General features: G+C 69.5%; 16 protein-coding genes. 4 read left to right on the forward strand and 12 right to left on the reverse strand.

What is annotated here, in order from left to right; translation table 11 throughout:
• Positions 1-17: 17 nt before the first annotated feature.
• From ACF8ML_RS10090 to ACF8ML_RS10115, 6 genes are all read right to left on the reverse strand, one after another.
• Positions 18-1409: an amidase gene (locus ACF8ML_RS10090; RefSeq protein WP_046987214.1), complete on the reverse strand. Its 1392-nt coding sequence runs from the start codon at positions 1407-1409 to the stop codon at positions 18-20.
• On the reverse strand, positions 1393-1653 hold the full coding sequence (locus ACF8ML_RS10095; RefSeq protein ID WP_026062708.1) for a hypothetical protein: 261 nt from the start codon (positions 1651-1653) through the stop codon (positions 1393-1395). Before ACF8ML_RS10095 ends, ACF8ML_RS10090 begins: the two co-directional genes overlap by 17 nt.
• Positions 1631-2473, reverse strand: a complete 843-nt coding sequence (locus ACF8ML_RS10100; RefSeq protein ID WP_252978257.1) for a tripartite tricarboxylate transporter substrate binding protein — start codon at positions 2471-2473, stop codon at positions 1631-1633. Before ACF8ML_RS10100 ends, ACF8ML_RS10095 begins: the two co-directional genes overlap by 23 nt.
• Positions 2474-2940: 467 nt before the next feature.
• Positions 2941-4449, reverse strand: a complete 1509-nt coding sequence (locus ACF8ML_RS10105; RefSeq protein WP_392407067.1) for a class I adenylate-forming enzyme family protein — start codon at positions 4447-4449, stop codon at positions 2941-2943.
• Positions 4450-4463: 14 nt separating this feature from the next.
• A complete protein-coding gene (locus tag ACF8ML_RS10110; RefSeq protein WP_047218579.1) occupies positions 4464-5471 on the reverse strand; it encodes a tripartite tricarboxylate transporter substrate binding protein in 1008 nt (335 codons plus the stop codon).
• 155 nt (positions 5472-5626) lie between these two features.
• Positions 5627-6622 carry a LysR family transcriptional regulator gene (locus ACF8ML_RS10115; RefSeq protein ID WP_392407068.1) on the reverse strand — a complete coding sequence of 332 codons (996 nt, stop codon included), beginning with the start codon at positions 6620-6622 and terminating at the stop codon, positions 5627-5629.
• Positions 6623-6721: 99 nt separating this feature from the next.
• On the opposite strand from ACF8ML_RS10115, the gene ACF8ML_RS10120 reads away from it, so the two are divergent.
• Genes ACF8ML_RS10120 through ACF8ML_RS10130 form a run of 3 tightly spaced genes read left to right on the forward strand, consistent with a single transcriptional unit; the run spans position 6722 to position 10025 of the window.
• Positions 6722-7945, forward strand: a complete 1224-nt coding sequence (locus ACF8ML_RS10120) for a CoA transferase (protein WP_207442545.1) — start codon at positions 6722-6724, stop codon at positions 7943-7945.
• Between the two features lie 56 nt (positions 7946-8001).
• Positions 8002-9021 (forward strand): NADPH:quinone oxidoreductase family protein, encoded by a 1020-nt coding sequence (locus tag ACF8ML_RS10125; protein WP_392407108.1) that lies wholly within the window; start codon positions 8002-8004, stop codon positions 9019-9021.
• Positions 9018-10025: a Bug family tripartite tricarboxylate transporter substrate binding protein gene (locus ACF8ML_RS10130; protein WP_392407069.1), complete on the forward strand. Its 1008-nt coding sequence runs from the start codon at positions 9018-9020 to the stop codon at positions 10023-10025. The genes ACF8ML_RS10125 and ACF8ML_RS10130 overlap by 4 nt, the downstream gene beginning before the upstream one ends.
• 11 nt (positions 10026-10036) lie before the next feature.
• Here ACF8ML_RS10130 and ACF8ML_RS10135 read toward each other — a convergent pair whose 3' ends face one another.
• The 6 genes from ACF8ML_RS10135 to ACF8ML_RS10160 all read right to left on the reverse strand — a co-directional run bounded on the left by ACF8ML_RS10135 (position 10037) and on the right by ACF8ML_RS10160 (position 15634).
• Positions 10037-10252, reverse strand: coding sequence for a hypothetical protein (locus tag ACF8ML_RS10135; protein ID WP_052151677.1), 216 nt, complete (start codon positions 10250-10252; stop codon positions 10037-10039).
• 10 nt (positions 10253-10262) lie between these two features.
• The gene (locus tag ACF8ML_RS10140) at positions 10263-11471 is read right to left on the reverse strand and encodes an acetyl-CoA C-acetyltransferase (protein WP_013800084.1); all 1209 of its coding nucleotides are present in this window, start codon (positions 11469-11471) and stop codon (positions 10263-10265) included.
• A 35-nt stretch (positions 11472-11506) separates the two neighbouring features.
• The gene (locus tag ACF8ML_RS10145; protein WP_074921219.1) at positions 11507-12808 is read right to left on the reverse strand and encodes an acetyl-CoA hydrolase/transferase family protein; all 1302 of its coding nucleotides are present in this window, start codon (positions 12806-12808) and stop codon (positions 11507-11509) included.
• The gene (locus tag ACF8ML_RS10150) at positions 12805-13602 is read right to left on the reverse strand and encodes an enoyl-CoA hydratase/isomerase family protein (RefSeq protein ID WP_012202133.1); all 798 of its coding nucleotides are present in this window, start codon (positions 13600-13602) and stop codon (positions 12805-12807) included. The genes ACF8ML_RS10145 and ACF8ML_RS10150 overlap by 4 nt, the downstream gene beginning before the upstream one ends.
• A gap of 51 nt (positions 13603-13653) precedes the next feature.
• On the reverse strand, positions 13654-14547 hold the full coding sequence (locus ACF8ML_RS10155) for a MaoC family dehydratase (protein WP_016450245.1): 894 nt from the start codon (positions 14545-14547) through the stop codon (positions 13654-13656).
• A gap of 169 nt (positions 14548-14716) precedes the next feature.
• Positions 14717-15634 (reverse strand): SDR family NAD(P)-dependent oxidoreductase, encoded by a 918-nt coding sequence (locus tag ACF8ML_RS10160; protein WP_016452187.1) that lies wholly within the window; start codon positions 15632-15634, stop codon positions 14717-14719.
• A gap of 207 nt (positions 15635-15841) precedes the next feature.
• On the opposite strand from ACF8ML_RS10160, the gene ACF8ML_RS10165 reads away from it, so the two are divergent.
• Entirely contained in the window at positions 15842-16747 is a 906-nt protein-coding gene (locus ACF8ML_RS10165) for a MaoC family dehydratase N-terminal domain-containing protein (protein ID WP_392407070.1), read from the forward strand.
• Positions 16748-16762 lie beyond the last annotated feature (15 nt).

Consider the following 16762-nt stretch of genomic DNA (forward strand, 5'->3'; position numbering starts at 1 on the left):
CGAGCCAAGCACGGCGGTCAGGTGCCGTCGGGCAGCAGCTGGTTTTCCCAGCCGGTCAGCCGCTCGATGGCCCGGGCCACCTGCAGGATGCGGGCCTCGTCGAAGTAGCGTCCCACCACCTGCACGGCCAGCGGCAGGCCCTGGGGTGACAGGCCCACCGGCACGCTGACGGCCGGGTGCCCGGTCACGTTGAAGGCATGGGTCTGTACCGGCCAGTGGCGGAAATGCGGCATGGGGTCGAAGCGCGGCGCCGTATCCAGGGTGATGGCGGTCAGCAGCACGTCGCAGCGGTCCAGCGCAGCGTCCACGCGGGCCGCCAGCATGCGGCGCACACGCAGGGCGTTCAGGTAGTCCTCCGAGGACACGGTGGCGCCCAGCAGCAGCCGCGCCGCCGTGAGCTCGCCATAGTCCAGCGGGCGCGAGCGCAGGTCCTGCGCATGGATGGTGAACATCTCGGCACTGAGGATGACGCGGCCGGCCGCCAGGAACTGCTGGCTGTGGGGCAGGCTCACGTGGATGGGACGGGCGCCGGCCTCGGCCAGCAGCGCGGCCGTGCGGTCGAAGGCCGAAAGGAACGTGGGCGACGCCTGGGGCGACGACTGGAAGTGGTCCTGCGGCACGCCGATGGTCAGGCCCTTCACGCCCTGCTCCAGCCCCGTGCAGTAGTCGTCCACGGGTTCGGTGGAGCTGGCCGGGTCCAGCGGGTCGTGCCCGGCCAGCACCTGCAGCGCGATGGCCGCATCCTCCACGCTGCGCGACAGCGGGCCGCAGTGGTCCAGCGTCCAGGCCAGGGGGAACACGCCGTGCTTGGAGACGCGGCCGTAGGTGGGTTTCAGCCCCACGGCGCCGCACCAGGCGGCCGGTATGAGGATGGAGCCGCCCGTGCAGGTGCCCAGGGCCAGCCGCGTGAAGCCTGCCGCAATGGCGGCGCCCGAGCCCGACGACGATCCGCCCGGGATATGGGCCAGGTCCCAGGGGTTGCGGGCTGCGGGAAACGGCAGGTCGGGGCTGGGCGCGCCGATGGCGAACTCGTGCGTGGCCAGCTTGCCCAGGATGACGGCGCCCGCATCGCGCAGGCGCCGCACCGGCGTGGAATCGTCTTCGGGCACATAGTCCAGGCTCAGCCAGGACTGGCAGGTGGTCGGCAGGCCGGCCACGTCGTAGACGTCCTTGATGGCCACGGCAATGCCGTGGAGCAGCGGCAGATCGGCGCTTTCTCCGCGCGCCATGTCTGCGTTGCGCGCAGCCTCCATGGCACCGCTGGCATCGAGATTGGTGAAGGCATGGATGTCGATGTCCATGGCGCGGATGCGTCCCAGCGCCGCCCGGGTCAGCATCTCCGAAGTGGTCTTGCCGGCGCGCAGCGCGCTGGCCATCTGTCGTATCGAAAGTTCAGGACTGCCGCTCATGCTTGCTCTGACGGGAGATGGTGGTGTGGATCTGCGAGGGTCCCGCCTCATGCGCCAGTTCGTTGACGAGGCCGCGGTGCTCCATCAGCAACTGGTGCTCCGCCAGGATGGGTCCCAGCCGCTCGAAGGGGATGTCGATGCCGTGCTTTTTCAGCGCATTGAGCAATTCGTGCAGCGCATTGACATCGGGCCCTGCCAGTTTCTGCGGCGAAGGGGGTATTTCAGATTTTCGCGATACCGGCATCACTGACCACCTTTCTCCATTTTCTGGCGTCGTCGGATACGAATGCCTTGGTGCTGTCCACGGATTTCCAAAGGGGAATGCTGCCAAGCTCCATGAATTTCTTCTGCACCTTTTCGTCGGTCAGGATATTTTTCATCTGTGCATTGATGGCGTTCACTATCGCGGCCGGCGTGCCCTTGGGTGCCATGAGCACATTCCATGAGGTCTCGTTGAAATTGCCGAGCCGGGCCGGGCTTTGCTCGCTGAGCGTCTGCCAGTCGGGCATGAGGGGCGAGCGCTCGCGCGTGGCCACGCCCACGCGATTGACCTTGCCCTGGTGCACATACTGCTTGGCCGTGATCAGCAGGTCGAAGGCGATATCGACCTGGCCGCTCACCAGGTCGCTCATCATGGGCGCGGCGCCCTGGTAGGGAATGTGCAGCATGCGTATGTCGGCGGCCAGGCTCAGGGCCTCGGCCGCCATGTGGCCCGCGCTGCCGTAGCCCGGCGTGGCATAGGTCAGCTTGCCGGGGCTGCGCCGCGCCAGCTCGATCAGGTCCTGCACCGACGCCAGCTTCAGGCCCGGGCGTGTGATGAGCACCAGAGGACCGTCGTTGATGGTGGAGATGGCTTCGAGGTCGTTGACCACGTCATAGCCGGCCTGCGTGTACAGCGCGCCCGAGATGGTCTGGGCCGTGGAGCAGATCAGCAGCGTATATCCATCGGGACGGGCCTTGGAGACCTGGCGCGCACCGATGTTGCCCGAGGCGCCAGGGCGGTTTTCCACCACCACGTTGACGCGCAGGCGTTGTGCAAGCTCCTTGGCGATGATGCGCCCCACGATATCGGTGCCACCGCCTGCCGGGAAAGGTACAACCAGCGTGATCTGCCGGTCTGGCCAGGCCGCATGAACCAAGCTGGCAGCGATCAGGAAAATACCTCCGAAAATCAGATTGAGGATTTTTTTCATTCGCTTGATTCAAATGGTTGCGGAAATGGGGCTTGTCTTTTTGCAGACGTGAGCAGGCACATGGGATGTGCACCACTGCGGCTGCCTGCAGCCCGGGCCTGGCAAGCGTTCAGTTAATGAATCTTTTTAAACTATCGAGATATTAAGTTCCATAGTTTTACATCATGAAAGAAGGGGTGCAAGGCCTGCGCCACGCTTGGCGTAGGGGTGTTGCATCGATGCCGCAGATAAGGGTTTCCGACGGCGATGGCCTTGGCGCGCGTCGGGATTCAGGGCAGGGAGGGTGAAAGGTTGCACCGGCAGTGGCACCGGCGCAACGATTCAGCGGGCGTGTTGGCTCAAACGCGCAGCGCCTGTTCCTGCAGCAGGCGCTTGAGCACCTTGCCGTTGGGGCTGGTGGGCAGCTCGGACAGGGGCACGATGCGGGCGGGCAGCTTGTAGGGCGCCAGCCGTTCTCGCAGGTGGGCACGCGCGGCAGCGTTGTCCAGCGTGGCGCCGGGCTGCAGCTCGACGAAGGCGATGACCTCCTCGTTGCCATCGGTTTCGGGGCGGCCGACCACGGCGCTGCGCTGCACGCCGGGCAGCTCGTTGAGCGCCAGTTCCACCTCGGCCGGATACACGTTGAAGCCCGAGCGGATGATCATTTCCTTGAGCCGCCCCACCACGAAGAGCGCGCCGTCGGCATGCAGCTCGCCCAGGTCGCCGCTGGCGTACCAGCCGCCCTCGCGCATCACGGCGGCCGTGGCCTGGTCATCGCGGAAGTAGCCGTGCATCAGGCCGCGCCCGCGTATCCACAGCTCGCCGCGCTCGCCCACCGGCAGGGGCCGGCCCGTGGCCGGGTCCACGGCGCGCACCTCGGCGCCTTCCACCACGTAGCCGGCGCTGGTGTCGGGCCGCTGCTCGCCCTGTCGCGTGAGGTGGACCGACCCTGCGTATTCCGACAGGCCGTAGCCATGGTGCAGCGCCTGGCCGAAGGCGGCCTCCACGCGTTTCTTGAGCGTCAGGTCCAGCGGGCCTGCGCCTGTGTAGACATAGCGCAGCGCCGGCGCCTGAGGGTGTGCAATGCCCTGCTCCTGCAGATGGGCCAGCAGGCGCGCGTACAGCGCAGGCGGCCCCTGCAACTGCGAGATGCCGTGGCGCGCCAGCGCATCCAGCAGGTCGGCTGGGTCGAACTGCGGGCGCATCACCATCTGCGCGCCCGCATGCAGCGAGGCCAGCAGCACCGTGCCCAGCCCGAAGATGTGGGTCATGGGCACGAAGGCGTAGCTGCGGTCCTGCGGACCCAGCCCGCGCGATGCGGCCGAGACGCGCGCGAACAGCGTCAGCGCCTCATGCCCCACCATCACGCCCTTGGGCGTGCCCGTGGTGCCCGAGGTGAAGATCAGCGCCGCCACCTCGTCCTGCAGCGCACCGGATTCGGCCACGGCCTCAGCGCGCACGGGGCTGTGCTGCATGCCGGCCAGGGCCGAGTCGCCTGCGCCAAAGCGCCGCGCGTGGCCGCTGGCGCTGTCCGATGCGGCCGAGGTGAAATACACCACGCGGGCGTCGGCCTTGGCCGCAAAGGCATCGATCTCGCCGGGCGCCATGCGTGCGTTCACGCCGCAGGACCAGGCGCCCACGCGGCTGCAGGCCAGGATCAGCGCCGCATGCTCGGGGCAGTTCTCGGCCACGACCAGCACGCGGTCGCCGGGCCGCACCTGCAGCGCGCGCAGCTCGGCCTCGGCCGTGTCCGCCAGCGCGCCCAGGTCGGCAAAGCTCAGGCTGCTGCCGTCGGGCAGGTGGATGAAGGGACGCTGCGGCGCTTCGGCCAGCCAGCGGTCCAGCAGATGGTGTATTCGTTGACTCATGCTCCGCGTATCCCTCAGTCCACCACAATGCCTTGCGTGACGGTGGCCCACATGGCGCGCTCCTTGGCACCGCGCTCGGCCAGTTTTTGGGGTGCGCCGGTCCACTCTTCGTAGCCCAGTTCCTTGAGGCGCTTGCGCAGCTCCGGCTGGGCCAGGGCGGCGTTGATGGACTTGTTCAGGCGGGCCACGAGTTCGGGCGACATGCCCTTGGGCCCATAGACGCCATACCAGCCGCCCACGTCGAAGCCCTTGAGGCCTTCGATGCCGGACTCGGCAAAGGTGGGCACATCGGGCAGGGACGCATTGCGCTGCGGCGAGGTGACGGCGATGGCCCGCACCTTGCCGCCCTGGATGTAGCTGCTGGCGGTGCTGATGATGTCCAGCATCATGCTCAGCTGGCCGCCGATCACGTCGGTCATGGCCGGTGCGTTGCCCTTGTAGGGGATGTGGTTCATCTCGATGCCGCTGCGCCGCGCGAACAGCAGCGCGCCCAGGTGGTTGGAGCCGCCCACGCCGGCCGAGCCGTAGTTGAGCTTTTGCGGATGGGCCTTGGCATAGGCCACGAGCTCGGCCGTGGTCCTGTAGGGCTCGTTGTTGTTGACCACCAGCACGTTGTAGTAGCTGAGCACGGGCGCCACGGGCGTGAGATCACGGGCCGGGTCGAAGGACATTTTGCTCATCACGTTGGGGCTGATGGTGATGGTGGGGCTGGCCGCGAACCACAGCGTCAGCCCGTCGGGCCTGGCGCGCACGACCTCGCTGCCGGCCATGGTGGCGTTGGCGCCGGGCTTGTTCTCCACCACCACCGAGGCGCCCAGCTCCTTGGTCAGCGCCACGCTGAGCAGGCGGGCGCCCTGGTCCACGGGGCCTCCGGCCGAGTAGCCCACGATGAGGCGCACGGGCTGCGCGTCCTGCGCGGCGGCGGGGAGGGCGCTCAGGGTGGCCAGGGCGGTCACCAGGGACGCCAGAAGCGGGGCATGGGCCAGGGTGGCCAGGGCCTTGCGGCGGTGTTGGGCGGGCATGTGCATGTCTCCTGCAAAAGATGAATGAAGCGCTGCCGTGGCCTGCACGGCGGCGCGCCCGGTCTGCGCCGGACATGCAGGCAATGGTGCGCACGCCGGCGCTTCTTGGGAATCTGCTTTTGCCTAAGCCGGGGTTTGCCGGCTGTTAGGACGTCCTAGGAAGACAGGTCCGCACCCGCCTCTTCGGCGCCCGCCTGCCAGCTGGGTGCGGCGGTGACGATGGCCTCGCGCAGGAACTGCTGGAAGGCGCGGGCCGCCATGGTGGGCTGGCGGTCGGGCATGCGCACCAGGTACATGGCATTGCCCAGGCCGGAGAACACCACCTGGTCCAGCACGGCCACCAGCGTGCCGCCGGCCAGCGCGGCCGAGGTCACGTAGTCCGGGAGCAGGGCCAGGCCCAGGCCGTCCAGCACGGCGTCGTACAGCAGGCGGTAGTCGCCCGATTGCAGCGAGGGCAGCACATCGAGGGCAGCGGCGACGCCATCGTCGCCGCTGCCTGTAAGCCAGGCCAGCCTGCCGCCCATGGCCAGCGGCAGGATGAGGCGGGCCTGCAGCAGGTCGGCAGGCGCGCGCAGGGGCCGGCCCAGCGACTGCTCCAGCGCCTGCAGGCAGGCGGGCGTGGCCACGAAGTTCCAGCGCACATCGCACAGCCGCGTGGCCACCAGATCGTCCAGCGGCGCGGAGGTGATCTGCACCGCCAGATCGACCTTGGAGGCCACGAGGTCGGCCATCTGGTCGTTGATCAGCAGGCGCAGGCGGATGTCGGGATGCTCGCGGCAAAAGCCCAGGATCAGCGGCTTGAGATAGAAATGCCTGAAGCCGGTGGGCACGCGCACGCCCACCTCGCCGCTCACGGTGGAGCGCAACTGGTGGATGGCATCGCGGGCGCGCTGCAGCTCCTCCATCATGGCCAGGCAGCGCCGGTACAGCAGCTGGCCGGCCTGGGTGAGCTCCACATTGCGCGTGGTGCGGCGCAGCAGCTGCGTGCCCATCTCGGTCTCCAGCGCACGCAGCCGGCGCGAGACGTTGGAGCGCGTCATGCCGCCGCGCTCGGCCGCCCGCGTGAGGCTCTTGGCCTCGGCGATGTCGATGAAGACGCGGCACAGGTTCAGGTCCATCTCGGCATTCTTTGCAGGGCCGGGGCCGGCCATTGTTGATCGGGAGTCACCAGGCCTGGCCTGCTGGCGAGGATTGTGGCGCCAGCCCTGCCTCCCTAGCATGGAGGAAACCATGGCGAAAGGCCGCAGACCGTGAACCAAGAAGCTTTGCAAACCGCGCCGCCGGCGCCCCTGGCGCACTACCGTGTGCTCGATCTGAGCCAGGGCGTGGCCGGCCCCTACTGCACCCACCTGCTGTCGCGCCAGGGCGCCGAGGTGATCAAGGTCGATCCGCCCGAAGGCGACTGGGCGCGCCACGTGGGCATCTCGCGCGATGGGCACAGCAGCCTGTCGGCCACCTACAACGCGGGCAAGCGCAGCATTGCCGTCGATGCGCGCCAGGCCCAGGGGCGCGCGCTGCTGCTGCGGCTGGCGCGCGAGGCCGACATCGTGGTGCAGAACTTCCGCCCCCAGGTCGTGCAGCGCATGGGCGTGGACTACGACAGCCTGCGCGCGGCCGGCCTGGACCCGGTGTACGTCTCCATCAGCGGCTACGGACCCACGGGGCCGTATGCCGACCGGCCCGCCACCGACTCCGTCATGCAGGCGGACACGGGCTTGATGACCAGCAACCGCGACGCGCAGGGCCAGCCCCAGCGCGTGGGTCTGCTGCTGGCCGACATCGCAGCCGGCGTCTACGCCGCACAGGCCTGCACGGCGGCCCTGCTGGGCAAGGCGCGCAGCGGGCGCGGGCGCCATGTGGAGCTCAATCTGTTCGAGGTCTGCTGCGCCCTGCAATCCACGGTGCTGGCCGAAGACACGCTGCGCGGCGGCCTGCCCGCCGAAGGCGTGAGCGCCCCCAACGGCGTGTTCGCCACGGCCGATGGCTTCATCACCGTGCTGGCCCTGAACAACGACCAGTTCGAGCGGCTGTGCCGCGCGCTGGACCTGCCGCACTGGCTGCAGGACGCGCGCTTTGCCTCCAATGCGGGCCGCATGGCCCACCGCCATGTCCTGCATGCCGGGCTGCAGGCCTTGCTGGCGCAGCAGCCGCGCGCCCACTGGGAGCAGCGCCTGGCAGCGCAGGGCGCCCTGCATGCGGGCGTGCGCACGCTGGCCGACGTGGTGGCGCATCCCCAGGCCGTGCACCGCGCATCGTTCGCCACGCTGGCGCAGCCCGGGTTCGGGCCGCTGCTGTATGCGGCTTCACCCTGGCCGGCAGACGCAGCAGCTTCCGGTGCATCCCTTGGCGCCGCGCCGCGCACGGGCGAGCACACGCGCCAGATCCTGGCCGAGGCCGGCTGCACGCCGCAGGAGATGGAGCAATGGATGGCCAGCGGCGTGGTGCACCAGTGCGCGCAGGAGGTCATGGCATGAGCGCTTCCACATCCACGTTCACACCTGCCTCCCCGGACACCTCCCCGGACACCTCCATGCAGGCTCTGGTCTGCCATCAATTCGGCGCGCCGCACGAGGTGGTCCGCCTGCAGTCCATGGACCGGCCCGGCCAGCCCCTGGGCGCGCACCAGGCGCGGATTGCCGTGGCCTACGCCAACGTCAGCCACGCCACGGGCCTGCTGATCGAGGGCCGCTACCAGCGGCGCCCGCCGCTGCCCTTCGTGCCCGGCACCGAAGGCGTGGGGCGCGTGCTGGAATGCGGCAGCGCGGTGCAGCACCTGCAGCCCGGCGATGCCGTGGCCTTCATTGCCGACTGGGGTGCCTTTGCGCAGGAAACGGTGGTGCATGCGTCCACCGTCTACCGCCTGCCTGCGGGCATGCCCTGGCTGCAGGCCCTGCCCATTCCCCTGTCCTACGGCACGGCCTACACGGCCCTGCACTGGCGCGCGCGCCTGCAGGAAGGCGATGTGGTGCTGGTGCTGGGCGCCGGGTCCGGCGTGGGCGCCGCGGCGGTGGAAGTAGCCCGGCAGACGCCCGGCGTGCAGGTCATCGCCTGCGCCAGCACCGAGGCCAAGCGCGCCGATGCGCTGCGCCGCGGGGCCCGCCAGGCCGTGGCGCCGCAGGACCTGGCCGCACAGATCAAGCAGGCAACCCAGGGCCGGGGCGCCTCCGTCGTCTTCGACCCCGTGGGCGGCGATCTGCTGCTGCAGGCGCTGCGCGCCGCTGCGCAGAACGCGCAACTGCTGAGCGTGGGCTTTGCCAGCGGCACCATTCCCGCCGTGCCCATGAACCTGGCCCTGGTCAAGAACCTCACGCTGCACGGCTTCTTCTACGGCCGCTACATCGGCTGGACGCCGGCCGATGAACGCCAGGCCTTCGCGGCGCAGCTGCAGCCCGTCATTGCCACGCTGCTCGACTGGGCTGCCCGGGGATGCATCCATCCCCAGGTCAGCCAGGTCTTCGACATGCATGAACTGCCGGCTGCGCTGGATGCGCTGCACGGCCGCAACGTGACCGGCAAGCTCGCACTCGCCATTCAAGGAGACAAGGTATGACAACGCAACGCACAGGCCCCGCGCTTTCCCGCCGCACCCTGCTGGGCGCCGCTGCGGCGCTGGCCGCATGGAGAACGGCAGGCGCGCAGCCATCCGCCGGGGCCCAGGGCTATCCCAAGGCGCTCATCCGCGTCGTCGTGCCCTATCCACCGGGCGGGCCTACCGACGTGGTCGGGCGCGTGGTCACCACGCGGCTGGGCGAGGCGCTGGGCCAGCCCCTGGTGGTGGACAACAAGGCCGGCGCCAGCGGCATGGTCGGCGCGGCCCTGGTGGCCAAGGCGCCGGCCGACGGCTACACGCTGCTGGTCAACGCCTCCATCCACGTCATCAACCCCTACGTCTATGCCAGCGCGCCCTATGACGCCTTCCGCGATTTCGAGCCGGTCACGCAGCTGGTCGATGTGCCCCTGGTGCTGGTCGTGGGCAGCCAGCTTCCGGTGCGCAATGTGCAGGAACTGATCGCCTGGGCCAAGGCCCATCCGGGACAGGTGAACTTCGGCTCGGCCGGCAATGCGTCGTCACAGCACCTGTCGGGCGAGCTGTTCCGCTTGAAGACCGGCGCGCAGATGCAGCATGTGCCCTACAAGGGCAGCTCGCCGGCCCTGACCGACCTGATGGGCGGGCAGATCCAGCTCATGTTCGACTCCATGCCCTCGGCCATGCCCTTCATTGCCTCGGGCCGGCTGCGTGCGCTGGCCGTCACCTCGGCCAGTCGCTCGCCCTCCCTGCCCGATGTGCCCACCATGGAAGAGGCCGGCATGCCCGGCTTTCGCACCAGCACCTGGTACGGACTGTGGGCGCCGAAGAACACGCCCCAGGACGTGGTGCAGAAACTGTGGACCGAGTCCCGCCGCGTGCTTGCCGAACCCCAGATCGCCGCGCAATACCGCCGCCTGGGCGCCGAGCCCGTGGGCTCCACGCCCGCCGAGTTCGCGCGCTACATCCAGGCCGAAGCCCGCAAGTGGGAAGAGATCGTGAAGGCGTCGGGAGCGCGGGCGGATTGAGGAGGCCGCCGTCAGGCACCAGCCTTGATTCGGCTGGCTGCCTGCCTTCCCAGATCCGCGATAAAGAGGTCAAAGTCTTCATCCGGCACGTCAATGTAGTGACCCGAGGCGACATCCGCCCACCCCCGCATAGCCGCTTGCCGTAGCGCTTCCAGCTTGGTCGCTTGGGTCTGAGCTTCGACGATTCGATGTTGCTGCTGGCTCAGATTCACTGGACGTGTCGACATGACGGGTTCCTCACACCCGCTCGAACACCGCCGCGATCCCCTGGCCGCCGCCGATGCACATGGTCTCCAGCCCATAGCGGCCCTTGCGGCGCTCCAGCTCGTGCAGCAGGGTGGCCAGGATGCGCACGCCGGTGGCGCCTATGGGGTGGCCCAGGGAGATGCCGGAGCCGTTGACGTTGAGCTTGTGGTCTATGGCGCCCTGGTCGTTCCACTCCCAGCCCTTGAGTACGGACAGCACCTGGCAGGCAAAGGCTTCGTTGAGTTCGACCAGGTCCATCTGGTCCAGCGTGAGGTTCAGGCGCGCCAGCAGCTTCTTGACGGCGGGCACGGGGCCTATGCCCATGTGCGAGGGCTCGCAGCCTGCGGCGGCCCAGCCCACCAGGGTGGCCATGGGGGTGAGGCCCAGTTCGGCCAGTCTGTCCTCGGCCACGATCAGGCATGCGGCGCTGGCGTCGTTCTGCTGGCTGGCGTTGCCGGCCGTGACCGTTCCATTGGGCATGAGCACGCGCAGCTTGCCCATGCTGTCGGTGGTGGCGTCGGCGCGAAAGCCTTCGTCGCGCGTGAACAGCACGGGGTCGCCCTTGCGCTGGGGCACCTTGACGGGGACGATCTCGTCGGCGAAGCGGCCCGCCTCCCAGGCGGCGGCGGCGCGCTGGTGGCTGCGCACGGCATAGGCGTCGGCTGCCTCGCGGCTGATGCCGTAGTCGCGCGCCAGGTTCTCGGCGGTCTCGATCATTCCCGAGATCTTTCCGAAGCGCTCCACGGGCTGGGAGCGCTCGCGGCCGCGGTCCAGGCGGTCGTAGAAGCGCACATTGCCCGAGCGCGCACCCCAGCGCATGTCGGTGCTGTAGTACTCGATGTTGCTCATGCTCTCCACGCCGCCTGCGATCACCACGTCGGCGGCGCCGCTTTGCACCATCATGGCCGCCGTGGCCACGGCCTGCAGGCCGCCGCCGCAGCGCCGGTCCAGCTGCATGCCCGGCACCGTCACCGGCAGGCCGGCCTGCAGCGCGGCCCAGCGGCCCACGCAGGGCGTCTCGCTGCTGGCGTAGGACTGGGCGAAGACCACGTCGTCGATGCGTGCGGGGTCGATGCCGCTTTTCTCGACCACGGCGCGCACCGTGGTGGCGGCCAGCTCCTCGACCGATACCGGCCGCAGGCTGCCGCCGAAGGTGCCCACGGGCGTGCGAAGGGGGGTGACGATGGCGGCTCTGCGCATGGTGTTGTCTCCTTGGGAATCAGTGGATCAGTGGATCAGGAAAAGGCTGCGCCGCATTGGCGCAGCAGGGTATGTGCCTGTTGTTCCAGGTCGGCGCGGTGCTCCGGCGCCGCGATGTCGATCAGCCGTTTCACGCGGCGCGACAGCGTCTGGCCGCGCAGGTCGGCCACGCCGTGTTCGGTGACGATGAGGCCGGCGTCGCTGCGCGGCGTGCTGACGGGGCCGGACAGCCGCGCAACGATGCGCGTGGCCCCCCTGGCCGTGGCGGGCAGGGCGATGATGGGCAGGCCCCCGCGGCTGCGTGCCGCGCCGCGCAGAAAGTCCACGGCGCCCCCCACGGCGCCCACGTAGACGCCGCCTGCCACCTCGGAGTTGATCTGGCCCGTGAGGTCCACCTCCACCGCCGAATTGATGGCAGCCAGCCGGTGGCTGGCGGCCAGCACCTCGGGGTCGTGCGTGTAGCGCGTCTCGCGCAGTTGCAGGGCGGGGTTGCGGTGGGCCCAGCGCCTGAGCGATTCGCCGCCCATGAGGATGCCGCCGATGCCCACGCCGCGGTCCTGGCTCTTGCGCGCGTGGGTCAGCACGCCGGCTTCGGCCAGGGCTGCAATGCCGTCGCCCACGGCGCCGCTGTGCAGGCCCAGGTCGCGGTGGCCGTGCAGGGCGGCGAGCACGGCCTCGGGCAGGTTGCCCACGCCCACCTGCAGCGTGGCGCCGTCTTCGATGAGGGCGGCCACATGGCCGGCAATGGCCTGCTCGGCAGGGCCGGGCGCGCTGCGCGCCTGGTCCGGCGGAGGGTGTTCGGCATCGACCAGCAGGGCGAAGTCGCCGGCCTGCAGGTGCAGGCTGCCGTGCGTCCACGGAATGGCGGGGTTGACCTCGCCGATCAGCACGCGCGCCTTGCGTATGGCGGCCGGCAGGTATTCATGGACCAGGCCCAGGCTGTAGCGGCCCTGTGCATCGGGTGGCGAGACCTGGAGCAGCACCACGTCGGCAGGCAGCAGACCCTCGTCGATCAGGCCGGGCAGGTGGGAGTAGTGGCTGGGCAGGATGTCCAGCACGCCCGCCTGGGCCAGCGCGCGGTGGGGGCCGCCGGCCGCGTAGCCGAAGAAGTCGATGGCGTCGGCATGCGCCGGTTGCAGGGTGTCCGATGCGCCCATGCCCACGAAGACGCGCAGCCGGCCCTGGCCACCGTGCCGAGCCAGTGCATGGCGCTGCGCGACCACGGCGCGCGTGAGCGTCAGAGGCTCGGCCGTGGCCTGGCCCCACCACAGGGTGTCGCCGGGGTGGATCAGGGCCTGCAGCCTTTCTTGCAGGGCGTCCGGCGACAGCACGCTCATGGCGCGCGGTCCCAGTCGAAGCGCGTGGGCTGCTTGTCCTTGAAGCGCTGCACCGCCTCCTGGTGGTAGTCCGAGCCACGGCACATCGTCTGGGCATAGGCTTCCAGCTCGGCCATGGCGCGTGCGTCCAGCTCGAAGGCCTGGTTCATGGCCGTCTTGGCCATGCCGATGGCGGCCGTGGATGCCTCGCCGAAGCGCCGCGCCAGTGCCACGGCGGCGGCCTGCAGGGCCTCGCCGTCTTCCACGATCTCGTAGACCATGCCCAGCGACCTGGCTTCCTCGGCCTGCACGGTGCGCGCGGTGAAGACCAGCTCCTTGGCCTTTTGCAGGCCCACGATGCGCGGCAGCATGTGCATGGCGCCCAGGTCGGGCACCAGGCCGATGCGGCCGAACACGGCGCAGAACTTCGCGCGCCGCGTGCACAGCACGAAGTCGGCGGCCAGCGCCAGGCTCAGGCCCGCGCCGAAGGCCGGGCCGTCCACGGCGGCGATCACGGGTTTTTCGAGGTTGACCAGCTCGGGAAACCACTGGTGCAGGCTGCGCATGCGCTGGCGCCAGGGCAGGCCGGCCTGGCTGGCATCCATCATCTGGCTGATGTCGCCGCCCGAGCAGAATGCGCCGCCCGCGCCCGTGAGGATGACGGTGTGCACCTGCGCGTCATCGCGCATCTGCGCCACGGCGGCGGCCAGGGCCGGGCGCATGGCCTGGTTGAGCGCGTTGCGGGCCTCGGGCCGGTTCAGCGTGATCGTGCCTATGCCGTCCTGGACGGAGGTCAATACGGGGGAGGTGTTCATGGGAACTCCAGGGCAGGGGGAAGGAGCGGCCTCTTGCGAGGCCGCCGTGCATCAGGCGAGTTCGGCGTAGCCGTGGCTCAGCACGACTTTGTCGCGTTCGAGCACGCGGGCGCGCAACTGCAGCTGGCAGGGCTGGTCGGGCGTGCGCCAGATCTCGGTGACCAGGGTCTCCCCGGGATAGACGGGCGCGGTGAAGCGCACATCCAGCGCCTTCAGGCGCGCGGGATTGCGGTCGCCGCATTGGCGCAGCACGGCATGGGCCACTAGGCCGTAGCTGGCCAGGCCATGCAGGATGGGCCGCTCGAAACCGGCCTTGCGCGCCACGGCCGGGTCGGCATGCAGCGGGTTGTAGTCGCCCATCAGGCGGTACAGCAGCGCGGCCTCGGGGCGTATGGCCTGGGTGTCGGTGAAGTCGGGCGCGCGGTCCTCCGGCGTGGGGCGCAGCGGCGCCAGGGGCGCGTCGCTGGGCTGGCCGCCGTCCAGCAGGCTGTAGCCGCCATCGCCGCGCAGAAAGCTGACCTGCTGCACGGTGGCCAACAGCTCGCCGCCGGCGGTCTCCAGGCGCCGCTCGGTGACCATGATGGCGCCCTTGCCTTCGCCCTTGTCCGTCAGGTGCGTGATGCGGTTGTGGCCCACCACGTCGGCGCTGGCCGGCAGCGGACGGTGCAGCCGCATGCGCTGCTCGCCATGCAGCAGCTTCACCCAGTCGATGCCCGTATCGGCCTCGCGCGCCCAGAAGCCCGGGTAGCCCAGCACCACGGCCTGCGAGGGCAGGGCGCGCAGCCCGCCCGGCGCCCCTTCGTAGAAAAAGGGCAGGGCGTCGGCGCACAGCGGATCGCTGCCCAGGCCCAGGCTCAATGCATAGAGCATGGTGTCGCGCTCGCCATAGTGCTGGCGCACGGGCTCGAAGGGGCGCTGTTTCAAGTGCTGATAGCTGATGGCCATCACGGTTCCTCTCAGTGTTTGATTGCGCTGGCGCGCTTCAACCCTCGCAACTGGCGCGGCCCGACTCAGGGACACCGAGGAAGGGCAGCCCCGCACCGAGGGTGTCGTCCCCCTCCCTCGCGAAGCGAGTAGAGAGGGGGAAGGCGCGTAGCGCCTCAGGGGGTGTCGTTCAAACAGGATCCCAGCTGAACACGTCGGCAGACCGGTCCAGCGGCACGAACGACGCCTTGAGCGCAGGCATGCCGTGCTCGGCAATGAACTGGGGCGACCAGCCCTCGCTGCGGTGCACCGAGCGCAGCGGGCGCGGCTGGCTCATGACGAAGATCTCGTTGTTGCGCACGGCGAAGACCTGGGCGTTCACGTCGCGGGCCGCGTCGGACAGCAGGTAGACGGCCAGCGGGGCGATCTTGTTGGGCGTCATCTGCTGGATCTTGGCCACGCGCGCCTGCTGCTCGGGCGTGTCGGTGGGGATGGAGCCGATCATGCGGCTCCAGGCGAACGGCGCGATGCAGTTGGAGCGCACGTTGAACTTCTGCATGTCCAGCGCAATGGACTTGGACAGGGCCGTCAGCCCCAGCTTGGCCGCGCTGTAGTTGGCCTGGCCCAGGTTGCCGATCAGGCCCGAGGTCGAGGTCATGTGCACGAAGGCGCCGCTTTCCTGCTCCTTGAAATGGTTGGCGGCCGCGCGGCTCATGTAGTAGCTGCCGTACAGGTGGACCTTGATGACGGCGTCCCACTCGTCCAGGCTCATCTTGTGGAAGAACCGGTCGCGCAGGATGCCGGCGTTGTTGACCACGCCGTCGATGCGGCCGAAGCTGTCCACGGCGCACTGCACGATGCGGCCCGCGCTGGCGGCCTCGGCCACGCTGTCGGTGTTGGCCACGGCCTGGCCGCCTGCGGCCTTGATCTCATCGACCACCTTCTGGGCCGGGCCGGCGTCCGTGCCCTCGCCCGTGGTGGAGGTGCCGATGTCGTTGACCACCACCTTGGCGCCCTCGGCCGCCATGGCCAGCGCCATGTCGCGCCCGATGCCGCCGCCGGCACCCGTCACCACCACTACCTTGTCCTGCATCATTTTCTGCGCCATGGCCTGTCGTCCCCGTTCAGTGTTCGTTGGAAAGAAGTCGGGACCAAGGATGCCGGCAAACGCCGCACCGCGCCATTCGCCAATCACAAGGGCGGACTTCGCGGGAATGAAAGCAGGGGCGGGCAGGCCGCGCCGGCCCAGCCTTCAGCGCGGCCAAAGGCTTGCTTAAGAAAACGCGGATTGCGGGCCGCCGCGCTTGCACCGACCATGGCGGCCATGACAGACAAGCAAGCTACCGACACCCTCGACGCCGCCGCGCTGGCGCACCTTCAGTCCTGGCAGGGCCGCAGCGAAACCCTGGCAGACAGCATCACGGCCGCGCCCGTGGCCGCGCTGTCGGCCACGCTGGACCGGGAAGACCCTGAGCCCACCGACGGCACGGCGCTGCCGCCGCTGTGGCACTGGATGTACTTCCTGCCCCATGCACGCCAAAGCGAGCTCGGCCCCGACGGCCACCCGCGCCGTGGCGGCTTTCTGCCGCCCGTGCCGCTGCCGCGCCGCATGTGGGCCGGCGGGCGACTGCGCTGGGAGGCAGGCAACGCGCTGCAGGTGGGCCAGAAGGTGCAGCGCCGCTCCACCATCGGCTCGGTCAGCCACAAGAGCGGCCGCTCGGGCGAGCTGCTGTTCGTGCTGGTCGAGCATGCCTACAGCAATGAACAGGGCCTGGCGCTGACCGAGGAGCACGACATCGTCTACCGCGCCGCTGCCCAGCCCGGCGATCCCGCGCCCACGCCCCAGAAGCCGCCGCTGGACGGCCAGCAAACCTGGTCGCGCACCATCGTTCCCGACGACGTGCTGCTGTTCCGCTACTCGGCCCTGACCTTCAACGGCCACCGCATCCACTACGACCGCCGCTACGTCACGGGCGTGGAGGGCTATCCGGGCCTGATCGTGCACGGCCCGCTGATCGCCACCCTGCTGCTGGACCTGCTGCGCCGCGAGCTGCCCCAGGCGCGCGTGCTGTCCTTCGAGTTCAAGGCCGTGCGTCCCACCTTCGACCTGCATGCCTTCAGCGTGCACGGCAAGCCTTCTGCAGACGGCAAGACCATTGAACTCTGGGCCCAGGACCACGAAGGCTGGCTGACCATGACCGGAAAAGCCACCCTGGCCTGAGACCCCTGAACACCG

This window comes from Delftia sp. WSY_10 (assembly GCF_043104705.1).
GTDB lineage: Bacteria > Pseudomonadota > Gammaproteobacteria > Burkholderiales > Burkholderiaceae_C > Comamonas > Comamonas tsuruhatensis.